Genomic DNA, 14354 nt, shown 5'->3' with positions numbered 1-14354 from the left:
CCATGGCCGACGAAACGCCCCCTGACGATGCCGTACCCAACCTCCTGGGTGACAAGGAGTTCAGGACCACCTTTGGCGAAGACTTGGCGCAGACGCTGAACCTGGACACGTGGAGTCCGGGCATGGACCCGAAGGAGATCATGTTCCGGTTCCAACGGGAGATCTCCACCTCGGTTCAAAGGGAAGACCGCATGCGGGAGCTCATCCGAAAGGAGCTCCTCCCACGCATCGCGGGACGCAAGCACGGCCCTGCGGAGGCCGGCGTGTTCCGGGCGACCCCACAGGAATTGACCACCGTCCACGAGGGGCTGCTCTTTCCAGGGAATGTCATCGCCGTGCTGGGCACGTCGGTGTCCCATGAAAGTCTTCCGCTGGGCATCACCCAGATTGGGGTAGCGGCCGTCGGCTATCAGGGGAACGCGGGGACATTCTCCCAGCGCCTCTTCCGGAAGGACCTGGCGGCGAAGGACACCAATTCTTTGCAGGAAGCTGTCGACTACATCGCGAACCGCCACAACCCCAAGACCGTCAGCCACCGGGAACTTCTCTCCCGCCTGGCCCAGCGGGGCATCCGCACCTACGCGGAGCGAGCCGTCCTGGTGGACAAGGTGACGACGGAGTGGCGCATCGGGCATGGCAATCCTTTCGCGCATGAGTTGCTCACCGGCTCGGGCCATGTCGGTCTGTTGAAGGCTTCGCTGGCGGTGCTGGATCGCCTCGTCCGGGTCCAGCAGAAGTTCGTGTTCGTCTCCAACGCGCAGATGGAGCGGGGGCTGCTGACGCTGGGCCTCTCCCTCGACGCGGGCGAATACATCGTCTTCGAGAACTTGGAGCGGCTGAGCAGTCAGTTGTTCGGCTCGTGGAAGGAGACCGACCCTCGCTTGCCCTTGGTCCGGAAGTTCGTCCAGTCCTACTGCCCCAACGTGCTTCTTGGCGTCTTCCGGGTCTCGAACCGCACGGCACCGCGCCTCTTCTACGCCCACCGCGAGCACGTCCACATGGCGGCCCGCGTGGCCATGGCGGACAGCATCCTGCGCCTGGAGAAGAGCTATCCACTTCTGCTGGACGTCGCGGACCTCACATGCCGAAGCATCTTCGGCGAGGACGGCTTCGAAGGGCTGGTGCAGGACGCCTACGCGCAGGCGGGAGCGCACCTCCAGTATCTGCTCGAGCGCGAATCACGTCGGTAACGGGGGAAGACACACACCATGTCGAACAACGGCAAATCATTCAATCCACCAGGCACGGCCTCTCTCAACGGCGCTTCTCATCCCGCCCAGCCCCCGCCGCCCCGGCCGTCCGGAAATGTCGTCCGCACCGGGACGCAGGCCCCCGTCGCAAAACCGGCTTCCCCCTCCATGAGCGCGGACGGCGGAACCGCGCAGAAACAGGACGCGCCAAGGCCACTCATCAACCAGACTCCCGCGAGGACGCTCAGCGAATTGGCCGACATCAGCAACCGGGCCGGCACGATGCCCCAACTGGACCCTGAGCTGGCGAGCGCGGTGGGCTTCACGCACTTCGACACCTCGAGCAGCGATGACAACCTGCTCACGGTGTTGATGACCCGTGACGACCTGCACCGGTTGGCGTCCCAGACGCTCGTCCGGGTGAAGTCGCGTGAGGACAAGCGCGACTACCTGGGAGTCGTGGTCCGGGGGCCTTTCGCTGAGCCCAATGGCGTTCCCGCGAACTCCACAATGGCCGTGGGGGTCATTACGCACGGCAAGAAGCTGACGTACACGTTCGAGTACCACGGCCGTGCCGAGATCGAGCTGTTGGGGCAGGAGGTCGGAGGCGTGCTACAGCCGCCCCGCTTCCGGCCTCGCCCCCAGAGCCCGGTCTTCGTGCTGAGCGAGGAGGAGAGCGCGAAGGTGCTGGGCGTGGGCGGATTGCTGAGCCTGGGCCGGGTCGTGGGCTATGAGCGCATGGAGGCGAGGCTGAATCCTCGCGACAAGGCCATCCTTCCCCGTCACACGGGCATCATTGGCACCACGGGCGGCGGCAAATCTACGACCGTCGCGACGCTCATCCACCGAGTCCAGCGCTCCGGAATCGCGACCATCGTTTTCGACGTGGAGGGTGAATACACCCACTTGGACAAACCCACCGACCACGATGCGATGCGCGAGATGCTCAAGCGGCGGGGACAGGAACCTGAAGGCGTGGATGACATGCACATCCACCACCTCACGGGCCGAGAAAGCCGCAATCCAAAACATCGACATCGGCACGACTTCTCACTGAAGTTCTCTAGCCTGTCGCCCTACGCCATCTCGGAAATCCTGAACATGTCGGACGCGCAGCATGAGCGGTTCCTGCGCGCCTTCGACGTCACGAAGCTGCTCTTGGAGGACTTCAAGATCTTCCCCAGGAACGAAGCCGAGAAGCAGCGGGTCCTGGAGGTGGACGAGCAGGACACCGGCTATCCACGAATGACCATCGACCACATCCTGGATGTCGTAAATACCTATACGTACAGCCTGGGCAGCGAGGGCAGGACGGAGGCGAAGGCTGGCGGCGGACGGCGCAGGCGGGCCGAGGAGCCTGATCCCGAGGGAGAGGAGGACAGCGCAGAGGAAGCGCCCAGCGTATCGCGGGGTCTCACTCTCCTTAGCGAGTTCCGAGGCAACGCCAAGCTGGTGAAGGCACGGGTCATGGCGCAAAGGAGCACCAGTGAGGCGAGTTGGAAGACACTGAGCAACAAGCTTCAGCTGCTGAAGCGACTGAAGGTCTTCGACGTTGAGAACACCGCTGGCGTGAACTACGAATCCATGCTCCAGGCCGGACGGGTGTCGGTCATCGACCTGTCGAACACGGACTCGCCGCAGCTGAACAACCTGGTCATCGCGGACATCCTGCGGGGACTTCAGGAGCACCAGGAGCAGCACTACCAGAAAGCATCCGAGCGGGACGAACCCGTCACGCCCGTGCTCATCATCATTGAGGAGGCCCACGAGTTCCTGTCCGCCAGCCGCATCTCTCAGATGCCCGTGCTGTTCGAACAGGTAGCGCGGATCGCCAAGCGGGGCCGCAAACGGTGGCTGGGGCTCGTCTTCGTCACGCAACTGCCCCAGCACCTGCCTCCGGAAGTGCTTGCCCTGCTCAACAACTTCATCATCCACAAGATCACGGATGGGGCCGTCATCAACCAGCTGAAGAAGAGCGTGGGCAGCATCGACGAAAGCCTGTGGAGCCGCGTGTCGCGGCTCGCGCCCGGCCAGGCACTGATGTCGTTCAGCCACTTCACCCGGCCGCTCATGGTGGCGGTGGACCCCGCGCCCGTGAAGCGGCTGCTCGTCGACTAGGGTTGACCCAAAGTCCAGGAACGACCGGAGGCAGGAGCGATAAAGAGGCGAGCCGTCATGCTCGGCTCCGCGCTCCTTGCCTCCGTCATCGTTGCCCAGGCCCCTGTGTCCCCGGTCTCACGTGCCGCGGAAGAACTGGGCCTGGGCCCTGTCCTCGACTCCGTCGTTCACCAGGGCGTCACCTACGCCGCGCTCGCACGGGGCGGCATCGCCGTGCTCAAGCTGGACGGTGCGGCGCCTCAGCTCGTGCGGCGCATCGAAGAGGGTCGCCGCTTCGTGCGGCTCGTCGTCGTGGGCGCGTCACTCCTCGCCATCGAGCAGCGCGAGGAGGCCCATGCGTTCTCGCTCGCCACGCCGGAACAGCCCCAGCCGGACTCGCTCGCCTCCGCGCTGGGCTCGGCGCGCGACCTCACCGTCGTCACCCAGACGCCGTATCCCCAGTCACCACCCCCCGCATCCATCCCCTCCTCCTCCCGGGTCACCGTCACCGCCGTGAGTGATGGTGACGTGACGCTCTCCGGAGGTGCTCGGGCCGGCCTGACGGAGGGCACCCGCGTCCGGGTGCGCACGCAGGACTCCCGTGAGGTGGTGCTGAGCGTCATCGACTCACGCGAGGACACGGCTGTCGCCCGCCTGGGCCGTGGGGAAACGGTGCGCGTGGGAGACACCGCCGCCGTCACCGACGCTCCCGCCACCGCGCGCCTCTTCTTCCCAGAGACCGCCGTGCCGCGCCTGCGCTACGGCTTCCATGCCCGGCCCTTCCTCGCGCTGGACGCGAAGACGCGCGCGGGCAACTCCGCTCGCGCGGGCGGCCTGCTCCTGGATGCGTTCATCGCGTGGCGCCCGGGAGACCTGCCCCTGGTGCTGAGCGCCCAGTTCGACCCGGTGGGATTCGGGCTGGGCACCGGCCTTCGCCACACGCCGGGCTCCGGCTACGTCGCCGTGGCCTACTCCACCGCGTTCCTGGAGGTCGGACTCGGCGCGGGCGCGCTGTTCGGTCAGAAGGCGTGCCACACCGAGTTCGACTACGACCCCATCACCTACGAGCCCGTCACCCCGCGGGACGTGTGCGACTCCAAATCAGGGCCTTCCTTCCAGCAGGTGCTGCGGCTGGGTGCGCTCGACGGGTTCCACCTCGCGTGGAACTCCGCCATCCTCTCGCGCGACAACCAGTTCCGCTTCGGCTCCGGACGCGGCGAAGTCCAGGTGCCCCTCACGCCCAGCCTCTCCCTCTTCGGCGCGGGCGGCGGCTCGGCCAGCGGATGGAACTTCGGTGAGCTGGGTGTGCGCAGCTTCCTCAAGGGCACTGGCGGCTCCAGCACCACCGTGCTGTCCGCCAGCCTGGGCATCGTGTCGCTGTCTGACGGAACCGGCGAGTCCCTCACCGGCCCCTCCATCGCCATCGGCATCGAGCGCCGGCCCTGAAGCGTCAGTGGCCGGAGACCGTCGACGCGGCGAACTCCTCGGGCACCATCGCGCCAGAGATGGGGAAGTCCTTCGGCGCCCGCTTCCACGCCTTCCCACCGGCCGGGCGTGCGGCCGTCTGGGAGAGCCGCCCCAGGCCCATGAGCGTCAGCGACAGCACGCCCAGGCCCACGGCGCCCGCGGCCAGCTCGCTCACGAGGCCGGCCCGGCGAAGGCCGCCCACTCCCAGGAGCGGGAGCGCGGCGATGGGCGTGGCCACCCACGCCAACCACGTGCGCCAGTTCGCGCGTGCCTGTTGCCGCAGTGCATCGATTGAAGCCATGGGGGCGTCCTTCCGAACGGAAACGTTGTTCAGGACGATGGGGGCGGCCCGCTGGCCGTGAAAGGCCCCCTCGCCGTGCTCGCCTGCCCCCTCACGGGCGGGGCTGGAGTGCTCGCGGGTCGCGCGGACACAACGGCCTGAAGCCCCTTCAGGATTTGCGCCGGGTGAAGCCTTCCTTGCGCAGCTTCTTCATCAGGCGGTCCGCGGCGGCCTGCGCCTGCCACTCGTGCGCGAAGCGCTTGGACGTCGTGCGCCCCTTCTCTCCCAGCGAGCCCTTGCGGACGTGGAGCACACTGCGGGCGACCCGCACGCCTTGGAACCGGCTGTCCGCGTGCGCGTAGAGCACCTCCCCCCTGACTCCTCCACCCGCGGGCTTCTTCGGCGCCACCAGGGGCTTCGCGGCCTTGAGGCTCACGTCCACCCAGGCCGCGCGGCGCACCCCCACCTGGGGCTTTCGTGCCGAAGTGGAACGTGACGTGCCAGCGCGCCTGGGCCTCGGACTCGAAGAGGGCCTCGCCCCACGATTTGCATGCGCCTTGGAGACTGGTCGAATCACCCAAGGTGCGGGACCGTAGGAGGCCCACGCTCACCCGGGACACTCCCGAGTTCAGCCGCTCAGCGCCCGCACGCGCGCCGCGAGGCTCTGCGTGAAGAGCCGGTGGATGTGCAGCGAGGCCGCGTCGTGCGTGGCCAGGTAGTGCTGGAAGCTCTCGCGGGTGATGCGCAGCGCGCGCACCGCCGTCTTCGCGCGCACGTTCGCGGACACGGGGCCGTCCTGCACGAGCGAAATCTCTCCCAGGAACGAGCCCGGCCCCAGCGTGTTGAGGAGCCGCGCGTTCGGCTCGTTGCCGGAGAAGACGTCCACCGTGCCCTCCAGCAGCACGAGCAGCCCCGTGCCGGGCGCGCCCTTCTCCAGCAGCACCGTGCCCGGCGCGGCGTTCACGGGCCGCGCCAGCCGGTACAGGTCCTTCATGTCCTCCAGCGTCAGCTCGCCGAAGATGGGGATGGCCTTGAGGAAGCGGTAGCCGCTGGCCTCCGGCACGGACGCCCCCGCGGCGAGCCGCGCGAGCAGCGCCTCCGCCTCCACGTCCAGGCCCATGCGCCGGAGCAGCCGCGCCTTCTCCGTCACCAGGATGGGGTCCGCGCGCAGGTGCTCGGAGCTGCTCAGCGCGTCCGCCAGCACCGCGAGCGCCCGGTGCGTGAAGCCGCCGCCGTCCAGCACCTTGCAGGTGCGCAGCACGGCCTCCACGTAGCGAGGGTCCTCCGCGAGCACCCCGCCCAGGGCCTCCGCCTCCGCGTGGGCCTGGCCCAGCTCATGGTAGAGGTCCGCGGCCTCGAAGGGGCGGCCCAGGCGGACCAGACAGTGCGCCATGGACTCGCGGGCGCCCAGGCCCCGGTAGACCTCCAGCGCACGCTCGAGCGCCCCGCCCCGCTCGAAGGCCGCCGCGGCGCGCTCCACCTCGCCCGCGCGCAGGTACGCCTCCGCGGCCGCCACGTGCTGACCGCCTTGGGCATACAGGTCCGCCACCGACACGTCGTCGCCGCTGCCGTCCAGGAGCCGCGCCGCGCCCGTGAAGTCGCGCGCCCGCCGCAGCACGTCCACCAGCCAGTGGCGCTCCTTCACCGTCCCCTGCGCGGCCTCCTTGCGCAGGCGCTCGCGCTGCGCCGCGCCCAGCTCCTCGTAGAGCTGCGCCGCGCGCTCCGGCTCACCTTGCGCAGCCAGGGACTGCACCACCTGGAGCGTGCCGCCCCGCGCCGAACCGCCCCGACTGCTGCCCGCCGTATCGCCTGCCATGTCACACGTCCCTTCCCAGGCCCGCCCCGTCGGGGCGACGCGCCCGGCTCCGCCAGCGCCTGACTAACCAGGAACCCGGGCGTAAAGCCAGCCTCCACCGGCCTCCTCGTGGCCCTCACGACACCGGGTCCAGTAGGGTCCCGGGCATGGTTGTTCCCGTCCCGGCCGGGGTGGCACCGGACCGTCTCCCCGGGCCCTCGCGCCCGCGCTCCTGGTACCTGGTGGCTCCGTCCGCGGCCTTGCGGCCCGGTCAGACGATGGGCGTCCAGGTGGGGGGCCAGGAGGTGGTGCTCTTCCGGAGCCAGTCAGGCCAGGTCCACGCGCTGTCGGCGCACTGTCCCCACCTGGGGGCGCACCTGAAGCACGGCACCGTCCAGGGCGAGCTGCTGCGCTGCCCGCTGCACCATTGGGACTTCGACGGAGAAGGCCGCTGCCGCGCCGTGCCCGGCCGCAGCGATGTGTCCTGCCTGCCAGGCCCCCGGACGTGGCCGGTGGAGGAGCGCTTCGGCGGAGTGCTCGTGTTCAACGGCCCCGAGGCGCTGTTTCCCCTACCCGACCTGGAGGGTGAGGAACACGTGTGGGACGTGGGACCTCCGGTGACGGTGGGCTGCCCCTGGCTGCCGCTCGCGGCGAACTCGTTCGACCTGGATCACCTGCGCACGGTGCACCACCGCGAGCTGTGGACCGCGCCGGCGTGGGAGACGCCGGACCGCTACACCCTGCGGCTTCGCTACACGTCGCGGGTCATCGGCACCGGCGCGAGCGACCGGCTGATGAAGGTGCTGTCGGGCAACCGCATCCGCGTGGAGCTCACGCTGCATGGGGGGACGCTGATGTCGGTGAAGAGCGACCTGGGCCGGGCGCGGGGGCTGCTGCTCGCGAGCCTGACGCCGGTGGCCGAGGGGACGTCGGTGAGGCTCGCCGTCGCGGCGAGGCGGGGACGGTTTCCGGGCGCGGACGCGCTGGTGCTCGGGGTGTCGCGGTGGCTCTACACGTCGTTCCTGCGCAGGGACCTGTCGGTGCTGGACGGCATGCGCTTCAACGTCGCGACGGCGACAGCGGATCCGGTGATGCGCCAGCTGCTCGACCTCGCGGTGGGCCTGCCCGAGGACGGGGACGATGCGCGCCGATGACGCTCCACCGATTCCCGCCGCGCTCAATGCCGTATTGCTCGCCGCGGCGATGGGCGCGGGGGCGCTGTGTCTGTGGACGGCGTCGCACGCGGAGGCCCTCTGGGCGCGGCTGGTGGCGGCCGGGGTGTTCTCCTACGTGAACAACACGGTGTTCTCGCTGCTGCACGAAGCGACGCACGGGGTGCTGCACCCGTCGCGGCGGATCAACGACGGCTTGGGCCGCGTCGCGGCGACGTTCTTTCCCACGTCCTTCACGTTGCAGCGCGCGTTCCACCTCACGCATCACCGCTACAACCGTACGGCGCGCGAGCAGTTCGACTACCTGCATCCGGGCGACCACCGCTTCCTCAAGTATGCGCAGTGGTACGTCATCCTGACAGGCATCTACTGGCTGTTCGTGCCGCTGGGAGCGCTGGTGTTCTCGCTCGCGCCGGGACTGCTGCGGAGGCTGCGGGGACCTGGCACGCGCTACGGGGAACAGACGGGCGCGGACGCGTACCTGGGGCGCCTGGAGGACGCACCGCGGGCGGCCATCCGAGCGGAGGTCCTGGGCATGCTTGCGGTGCACGCGGGGCTTGTGCACGCGCTGGACCTGACGCTCGCGGGCTGGGGGCTCTGCTACGCGGCGTTCGCGGTGAACTGGAGCTCGCTCCAATACGCGGACCATGCCTGGTCGCCGCTGGACGTACGCGAGGGCGCATGGGACCTGAAGGTCGCGGCGCCGGTGCGCTGGGTGTTCCTCAACTACCACTACCACCGAGCGCATCACCTGCACCCGCAGGTGCCCTGGCTCCACCTGGGCCGCTACGTGGACGAAGGTGTCGAGCGGCCATCCTTCCTGGGCATCTGGCTGTCCATGTGGCGAGGCCCGCGGCCGTTTCCGGAGCAAACGAAGTGAACCTGCCCGCCAGGAAGGGACCGCATGCGGAAGGCCCGCTCTTCGGCATTCCAGCACCAGGGGAACTGAAGCGCACGGCCGCGATGGCCTGCTTCTTCGCGCTGTTCTTCCTCGCGGCCTACGGCGGCGCGAGCTGGGTGACGGGCTTCTATCCCGGGGGCCTGCGGGTGGACCTGCCCTTCGAACGGCACATCCCGTTCCTGCCCGGCTTGGCCGCCATCTACGTGAGCATGGACGTGTTGCTGCTGTTGTCCCTGTTCATCTTCCGGACCTGGAGACAGATGCTCCCCTTCGCGCTGGTGCTCTGCGCGGAGACAGCGCTGGGAGCGCTCTGCTTCCTCGTCCTGCCGGTGGAGGTGGCGTGGCCGCAGCGCACCGTGACCGGCGTCTGGACCTCCGTCTTCCAGGCCGCGGACACGATGAACCTGGAGCGCAACTACCTGCCGTCGCTCCACGTCGCCTTCGCCTGTACGGCGGCGCTGGCCTACCGCGAGCGTTCAGGACCGATGGCCCGCGCCGTGTTCACGCTGTGGGCGCTGGCCATCGCGGCGTCCACGCTGCTCATCCACGAGCACCACCTGGTGGACGTGGTCGCGGGAGCGCTGCTCGCCTGGGGCATGTGGCGCGTCGTGGCGCCCCGGCTCCGGCGGGAGGTGTTCCTCGAAGCCGTGCGGGTCGAGGCGCTCTGCGCGCGGGAGATGTACCGCTTCGCGCGCAGGCACCCGCGTTACGGGCTCATCGCGCTCGTGCTGTATCAGCAGTCGCTGGGGCGCTGGCGCAAGGCACGAAGGGCGCGGGTGGGATTCAGTTTCCTCCAACTGGTGGACGACGTGCTGGATGGAGACCGCCCCGTCGACGGTGAACCGCTGGACGCCATCGACGCACTGCTCCACACGCTGGAGACCGGAGCGCCGGGCCCCGCCACGGAGTTCCACGACACCGCCATCTCACTGGGCCAGACGCTGCTCACGGAGCTGACGGCCCCGGAGGCGCGTGGGCATGTGTTCGAACTGGTGCGCACAATGCGCAGGGACCGCGAACGCGTGCGAGAGGGTCGCTGGTGGGACGCGACGGCACTCCAGGCCCAGTTGGAGGCCACCTTCCGGCTGTCCGTGAGCTTGATGCTGCACGTCGCGGACGCACAGGTGCGGGCCGAGGAGTCCCCTTCCCTGCTCGCGGCGCTGGCCTGGTGCTCCGTGATGCGCGACCTGCGCGAGGACCTGGCCCAGGGCCTCTTCAACGTGCCGGTGGACGTCGCCGAGGATGTGCGCGCCCAGGGGCATGATCCGGCGGACTTCGACTCACTGCTCGCGACGGAGCCCGGGCGGGCCTGGGTGCGCGGTGAGTACCAGCGGGCCCGCGCGCTGCTGGACCGCTCCGCGAAGGAGCTGGCCTCGTTGGAAGGCAGGCAAGGCGCTGCGCTGCTGCGCCTCTTCCACAGGTCTGTGGAGTCCTTCTGGGCCCGGAAGCTCCCGCGTCGCATGCCCTTCCTGCGCGAGGCGGCGGTGCTCGATGCTTCCTGAGACCTTCACTCGCGGTCGTCGTCCATGCGCGTGGGGTGAGGCTGCCGCGAACGACGCGGTGCATGCGTTGACGTGAAGCAGACGGAGGCATCTGCTGGACGAATGTCCGACTCCGCCTCTTCCGTCGCCGGCGCCCGCCCGGTGGATGTCTCCGAACGGCTGCCGCTCCTGGACGTGTTGCGCGGCTTCGCGTTGTGGGGCGTCTTCTTGTCGAACAGCTTCTCCTGGTTCAGCGGGCGGGTCCTCATGCCGAAAGAGCAGGTCCAGGCGCTGGCGGCCCCGCCCCCCGAAGCAGCCGTCACGACGCTCTACAACTTCTTCGTGAACCAGAAGTTCGTCACGCTGTTCGCCTTCCTCTTCGGGCTGGGCTTCTCCATCCAATTGAAGCGCGCCGAGGGCCGAGGCGCCTCCGTCGTCCCGGTGTACTCACGGCGCTTGCTGGTCCTGCTGGGCATCGGGATGGTGCATCTCTTCGCGCTCTGGACGGGAGACGTGCTCTCCACGTACGCGCTGCTGGGCTTCGCGTTGCTCCTCTTCCGGGACCGGTCGGACCGGACGCTGCTGGTGTGGGTGGGCCTGTCGGTGGTGGTGGTGCCGCTGCTGGTGCCGGCGATCCTGCACTTCGGCCCCATCCTCCTGCACGGAGCCCAGGCCGCGGCCGACGCCGCGAAGGCTACCGACGCCCTGGAGTCCCAGCACCGTGAGCAACTGCTGCTCGGACTTTCGAGCGACTCGCTCTGGAAGACGCAGTCCGCGAACATGCACTTCGCCCAATACATGCTGTTTTCGCTGAAGCGGCTGCTGTGGATGATCTTCATCCTCGGCCGCTTCCTGTTGGGGCTGCTCGCGGGCCGGCACCTGTTGCTCCAGGACGTGGAGAGGCACCGCGCCTGGCACCGGAGGCTGCTGGGCTGGGGCCTTTTGTTCGGAGTTCTGGGCAATGGCGCGTGGGTGGTGGTGCAGCACCTGCGCGTCGCGGGGGTATTGGACCCATCGAAGGCACACTGGATGTTCACCCTGTCGGCCATCCAGGAACTGGGCTACCTGGGCCTCGCCGCGTTCTACGTGGCCGCCTTTGCCCTGCTCTTCCAGAAGGAGCGCTGGCGCAGGTGGCTGGGCGTCCTGGCGCCCGTGGGGCGCATGGCGCTCACCAACTACCTGATGCAGACGGTGGTGAGCCTCTGGCTCTACGACGGCTGGGGGCTGGGGCTCATCGGCAGGCTGCCGCCGTCGCAATGCGTGGCACTGACGCTGCTGGTGTTCGCGCTCCAGATTCCCTTCAGCCACGCGTGGCTGTCGCGCTTCCGCTTCGGTCCAGCCGAGTGGCTGTGGCGCTCGCTCACCTACGGCCAGCGCCAGCCCATGCGGCTCGCGCTCAAGCCGTCGCCGGCCGGCGTCCCCGACGGCCGATGAAGAACCCCGCGGCCAGCGCGGCGACGGCGACGAGGGGCCCGAATCCCATGGCAGCGTTCTTCACCTTCGTGAGCAGGGGGTTGTCGAACACGTTGGTGGAGTAGTGGAACGCGGCGATGAGCCACTGGTCCCCCTCCTTCACCAGCGTGCAGGTCCACCGTCCATTGACGACGAGGTCCGTGCCGTCATTGAGGATGTAGTGGTCCAGCGACGAGCCATAGGCAACGCCCGAGTTGCCATACAAACGCGTGAGGGCATCCACATCGAACTTCGCGGTGACCTTCTTCACGACGCTGTTCGGGCCGCCAAGCATCTCCGCGTAGTAGGCGCGGATGGCGTCCTTCCCCACACGAACGTCATTGTTCATGGTGGAGAACACGACATCCGGGTGCAGGTGTGACAGCAGCCGGTCCAGGTCCCGCTTGTTGAGCGCATCCTCCATGTCCTGCTTGATGGCACGCAGCGCCTGATGCGTCGCCTCATCGCCTGAAGCCACCGCCACCGGAGCCACGGCATCCTGCGCCCTCGCGACGACGGGGACCGCGACGAACAGCAACGCCAGGAGACCAACGAACCGGGTGCGTACCATCGAAGCTCCGTGAAGGAAGGGACGGCGCGCATCCTAAGCATGTCACCCGCTGTTCGTTAACAACGCCTGCATCCCAAAGGTCTCTACGACGACGCACATGTCTCGGAGCACAGCATCAGGCCGCGACGTCGGACTCGCGTGGCCCCCGGTGCAGCAAGCAGCCCCGCCCACCGGGCGCTGAAGCATCCCCTCATCTGACTCAGATAAGTCCGAATGCCTCTTGGAAGACGGCGTGCTCACGGACGAGTTGTCCGAATCGCTCCACCAAGGGGCGGAGTCGTTCATCGCTCATGCGCGGCATGGCCATGAAATAGTAGGTGCCTTGGGTGAAGAGCGAGTGCGTACGCCGCTTCACCGTATTCACCTTCAAATGCTTGTCGTACCCCAGCGCCTCCCCCGCGGCTCCCAGCAGCGTCAGAAGGACCTGAGCCAGGGCACTGATGAGCAGCAACCTGTCTCGACGCTCCGGCGTCTTCACGCGCACCTGCTTCAGCCCCATGCCGAACTTGAGGTCCTTCACGTCCCGGAACGTCTCCTCGATGGTGAATCTTCGGGCGTAGACGTCCATCACCTCCTGGGCCGTGGCGTCCGTGAGGCTGGTGGCCAGGCACCAAGCGTCTTTCATGCCCTTGCGTTTCACACACACCACGGCTCCCACCTCGGCCATGGTGGCGGTGACGCGTGCGCCTCGCAGCAGCTTCGCGCGTCCGCCTTCTGGGACCCACTCCGCCGCGCGCTTCGTCTCCTGCTCCTCGGACGTGACAAGCATGTCCGCACGGAAGCGCACCACGTACTCGAAGCCCAACTGCCGCAGCAGCGCGTAGAACTTCGCATCCGCGAAGCCCCGGTCCGCGACCACCGTCACCTTCACCTGCGCGCCAATCGCCTCGCGCAGCCGCTGAAGCGTCTGGTCCTCCACCAGTTGCCGGTTGCCCGCGGAGGCGGACTTCACCAGCGTCGTCCACACGAGCGGCGTGGCCCGCCCATGCCGGGTGATGAGGCTGGCCACGAGCGTCTCCTGGTCGTCTCGCTCGAAGTCCGTCCAGTCCAGCGCGATGACGGCCTCGGTCCGCTCCGCCAGCACGAAGGGCACCCAGCGCGCGAAGAGCTTCCAGACATCGAAGCCCCCATTCGACAGCAGTCGGTCCACCTGTTTCACCGCGTGCTTGGACGTGACGTCCTCTCCACGCGCCCACGCCATGGCCTTGCCGATGGCCGCCACGGACAGGCTCGCCGCCTGCACCGCCCCCAACGTCGCGTGCGACAGGGACAGGATTCGTTTGACGTGCAGGTCGTCCTCGAACACCTCCGTCAGAAACGCCAGCACCTGCTCTTCGTCGATAGCCACCTTGCGCCTCATGGTGGCTGCCTCTTTGCGTGGACACCAGCGCCTTCGCACGCAGCCGCCGAGCGAGCGTGTGCTGATCAACTCGCTAGATGAGGGGATCCTTCAGCACCGGGCGCGGTTCCCGAAAACCTGTCCGACTGTCCGACAGGTTCGGGCCACACGGCGCCCAAACCCGTAGACAAGTCCGACTGTCCGACAGGCTTGTGCAGCATGGCGCGCGACCCAAGGGACGTGCCCGACAGTCGGACAGCTTTTCTCTTCCTGCGGTCCAGCTCTACGAACCGGTCCGACAGTCGGACCCGCCTGCGCAACGTGGGACCCGAGCTCACGAACCGGTCCGACAGTCCGACCCGCCTGCGCAACGTGGGCCCCGAGTTCACGAACTTGTCCAACAGTCGAACCAGCCTGCGCTGCGGACCTCGAGTTCACGAACTTGTCCGACAGTCGGACAGGTCTGCGCTGCAACCTCTGCGTTCACGAACCTGTCCGACAGTCGGACTGGTTTTCGCAGACCGAGGCCCGGGGGCTCGCTGTCCCGGAAGGAGACGCGGACAGTTTGCCACCCGTGTCCATGTCAGCCCCCTGTGGTTGGATGGCGAT

Annotated in this window: 12 protein-coding genes; 7 read left to right on the top strand and 5 right to left on the bottom strand. The window is 68.2% G+C overall.

Annotated elements, in window-relative coordinates; all coding sequences use genetic code 11:
* Positions 1-2 precede the first annotated feature (2 nt).
* Genes KYK13_RS14825 through KYK13_RS14815 form a run of 3 tightly spaced genes read left to right on the top strand, consistent with a single transcriptional unit; the run spans position 3 to position 4733 of the window.
* Positions 3-1190, top strand: coding sequence for a hypothetical protein (locus KYK13_RS14825; protein ID WP_223645088.1), 1188 nt, complete (start codon positions 3-5; stop codon positions 1188-1190).
* Between the two features lie 18 nt (positions 1191-1208).
* Positions 1209-3308, top strand: coding sequence for an ATP-binding protein (locus KYK13_RS14820; protein ID WP_223645087.1), 2100 nt, complete (start codon positions 1209-1211; stop codon positions 3306-3308).
* Between the two features lie 57 nt (positions 3309-3365).
* Positions 3366-4733: a hypothetical protein gene (locus tag KYK13_RS14815; protein ID WP_223645086.1), complete on the top strand. Its 1368-nt coding sequence runs from the start codon at positions 3366-3368 to the stop codon at positions 4731-4733.
* Between the two features lie 4 nt (positions 4734-4737).
* Here the strand turns inward: KYK13_RS14815 and KYK13_RS14810 are convergent, their stop codons facing one another.
* The 3 genes from KYK13_RS14810 to KYK13_RS14800 all read right to left on the bottom strand — a co-directional run bounded on the left by KYK13_RS14810 (position 4738) and on the right by KYK13_RS14800 (position 6850).
* Positions 4738-5055, bottom strand: coding sequence for a hypothetical protein (locus tag KYK13_RS14810; RefSeq protein ID WP_223645085.1), 318 nt, complete (start codon positions 5053-5055; stop codon positions 4738-4740).
* 148 nt (positions 5056-5203) lie between these two features.
* Positions 5204-5500, bottom strand: a complete 297-nt coding sequence (locus tag KYK13_RS14805; protein WP_223645084.1) for a hypothetical protein — start codon at positions 5498-5500, stop codon at positions 5204-5206.
* A gap of 162 nt (positions 5501-5662) precedes the next feature.
* Complete coding sequence (locus KYK13_RS14800; protein ID WP_223645083.1) at positions 5663-6850, bottom strand: cyclic nucleotide-binding domain-containing protein; 1188 nt, start codon at positions 6848-6850, stop codon at positions 5663-5665.
* Between the two features lie 146 nt (positions 6851-6996).
* Between KYK13_RS14800 and KYK13_RS14795 the strand changes: the two genes are divergently transcribed.
* From KYK13_RS14795 to KYK13_RS14780, 4 genes are all read left to right on the top strand, one after another.
* A complete protein-coding gene (locus tag KYK13_RS14795; RefSeq protein WP_223645082.1) occupies positions 6997-7983 on the top strand; it encodes a Rieske 2Fe-2S domain-containing protein in 987 nt (328 codons plus the stop codon).
* On the top strand, positions 7970-8881 hold the full coding sequence (locus tag KYK13_RS14790; RefSeq protein ID WP_223645081.1) for a fatty acid desaturase: 912 nt from the start codon (positions 7970-7972) through the stop codon (positions 8879-8881). The genes KYK13_RS14795 and KYK13_RS14790 overlap by 14 nt, the downstream gene beginning before the upstream one ends.
* Positions 8882-8964: 83 nt before the next feature.
* Positions 8965-10404 (top strand): phosphatase PAP2 family protein, encoded by a 1440-nt coding sequence (locus KYK13_RS14785; protein ID WP_223645080.1) that lies wholly within the window; start codon positions 8965-8967, stop codon positions 10402-10404.
* A 102-nt stretch (positions 10405-10506) separates the two neighbouring features.
* Positions 10507-11817: a DUF418 domain-containing protein gene (locus KYK13_RS14780; RefSeq protein WP_223645079.1), complete on the top strand. Its 1311-nt coding sequence runs from the start codon at positions 10507-10509 to the stop codon at positions 11815-11817.
* Here the strand turns inward: KYK13_RS14780 and KYK13_RS14775 are convergent.
* Both KYK13_RS14775 and KYK13_RS14770 read right to left on the bottom strand, forming a co-directional pair.
* Positions 11780-12406, bottom strand: coding sequence for an SgcJ/EcaC family oxidoreductase (locus tag KYK13_RS14775; RefSeq protein WP_223645078.1), 627 nt, complete (start codon positions 12404-12406; stop codon positions 11780-11782). The genes KYK13_RS14780 and KYK13_RS14775 overlap by 38 nt on opposite strands.
* A 199-nt stretch (positions 12407-12605) precedes the next feature.
* The gene (locus KYK13_RS14770; RefSeq protein WP_223645077.1) at positions 12606-13766 is read right to left on the bottom strand and encodes an IS4 family transposase; all 1161 of its coding nucleotides are present in this window, start codon (positions 13764-13766) and stop codon (positions 12606-12608) included.
* Positions 13767-14354: the final 588 nt, after the last annotated feature.

It is taken from the genome of Corallococcus sp. EGB (assembly GCF_019968905.1).
In the GTDB taxonomy this organism is placed as follows: Bacteria; Myxococcota; Myxococcia; order Myxococcales; family Myxococcaceae; genus Corallococcus.
Note: the sequence above shows the minus strand (reverse complement) of the source record. Positions and strands in the feature narration are given on the sequence as shown.

Excerpts from the sequence above, each read along its gene's own strand:
- KYK13_RS14785 (WP_223645080.1), top strand. The coding sequence starts at position 8,965 with ATGGCCTGCTTCTTCGCGCTGTTCTTCCTCGCGGCCTACGGCGGCGCG.
- KYK13_RS14775 (WP_223645078.1), bottom strand. The coding sequence starts at position 12,406 with ATGGTACGCACCCGGTTCGTTGGTCTCCTGGCGTTGCTGTTCGTCGCG.
- KYK13_RS14820 (WP_223645087.1), top strand. The coding sequence starts at position 1,209 with ATGTCGAACAACGGCAAATCATTCAATCCACCAGGCACGGCCTCTCTC.
- KYK13_RS14780 (WP_223645079.1), top strand. The coding sequence starts at position 10,507 with ATGTCCGACTCCGCCTCTTCCGTCGCCGGCGCCCGCCCGGTGGATGTC.
- KYK13_RS14815 (WP_223645086.1), top strand. The coding sequence starts at position 3,366 with ATGCTCGGCTCCGCGCTCCTTGCCTCCGTCATCGTTGCCCAGGCCCCT.
- KYK13_RS14810 (WP_223645085.1), bottom strand. The coding sequence starts at position 5,055 with ATGGCTTCAATCGATGCACTGCGGCAACAGGCACGCGCGAACTGGCGC.
- KYK13_RS14770 (WP_223645077.1), bottom strand. The coding sequence starts at position 13,766 with ATGAGGCGCAAGGTGGCTATCGACGAAGAGCAGGTGCTGGCGTTTCTG.
- KYK13_RS14825 (WP_223645088.1), top strand. The coding sequence starts at position 3 with ATGGCCGACGAAACGCCCCCTGACGATGCCGTACCCAACCTCCTGGGT.
- KYK13_RS14800 (WP_223645083.1), bottom strand. The coding sequence starts at position 6,850 with ATGGCAGGCGATACGGCGGGCAGCAGTCGGGGCGGTTCGGCGCGGGGC.
- KYK13_RS14795 (WP_223645082.1), top strand. The coding sequence starts at position 6,997 with ATGGTTGTTCCCGTCCCGGCCGGGGTGGCACCGGACCGTCTCCCCGGG.
- KYK13_RS14790 (WP_223645081.1), top strand. The coding sequence starts at position 7,970 with ATGCGCGCCGATGACGCTCCACCGATTCCCGCCGCGCTCAATGCCGTA.